The sequence below is a fragment of the Vibrio sp. 1580 genome, from assembly GCF_033340055.1.
This window is the reverse complement of sequence record NZ_JAWOVT010000511.1, coordinates 1-577: the sequence shown is the minus strand read 5'-3', so window position 1 is coordinate 577 and position 577 is coordinate 1. Positions and strand designations below refer to the sequence as shown.

Sequence of the window (577 nt, the reverse complement as noted above, 5' to 3'; positions counted from 1 at the left end):
TAACGAACGCAAAGCGCTCAGCAGAGCATCATGCGCCAGAGGGTACTGATCAAATTGAAATCAAAGATTTAATGGATCAAGTTCTGACTCGATTGACGCTTGAGCAAGGCTGGGTTGATAACATCGAAGACTGACATTGCCTAGCAATCACGGTTCGTTTGGAGTGTCATCAATAAATACACAGGCTTGATTAGTTTTTCGTATTAACCTTTGACACAGTTTAATTTGTTTGTCTGTCAAAGACTGTTCACGGTTGAGTTGATCGAGTAAACCTGCAAGCATGTCTCTGTCCAAATTACTCAGTTTTTCAGAATGCATGAGGAGTGTCGTATTGATAAGTTCAGAGAGGTTTCTTGAACTCACAATCCCCATTCCTTATCCCACTTCTTTTGTTCCTCAATCTCTTCTATTCGTTTGCGGACATCCTTTCTCTTTAACTCCTCTGGTATCCGCTTAATCCCTTTTCCTTTCGGATTAAGACCAAGTTGTTTCTGCTTTTGTGTCGGTTTAAGTAACTTGCTCACATATAATCCTATTTTTTAATGGTCAACTTAATTTCACGCCACATCCATGTTGG

1 protein-coding gene is annotated in these 577 nt (G+C 40.2%); it reads right to left on the bottom strand.

Annotated features, from left to right (window positions below):
* Positions 1–359: 359 nt before the first annotated feature.
* A complete protein-coding gene (locus R7093_RS26875; RefSeq protein WP_005483300.1) occupies positions 360–524 on the bottom strand; it encodes a hypothetical protein in 165 nt (54 codons plus the stop codon).
* Positions 525–577: the final 53 nt, after the last annotated feature.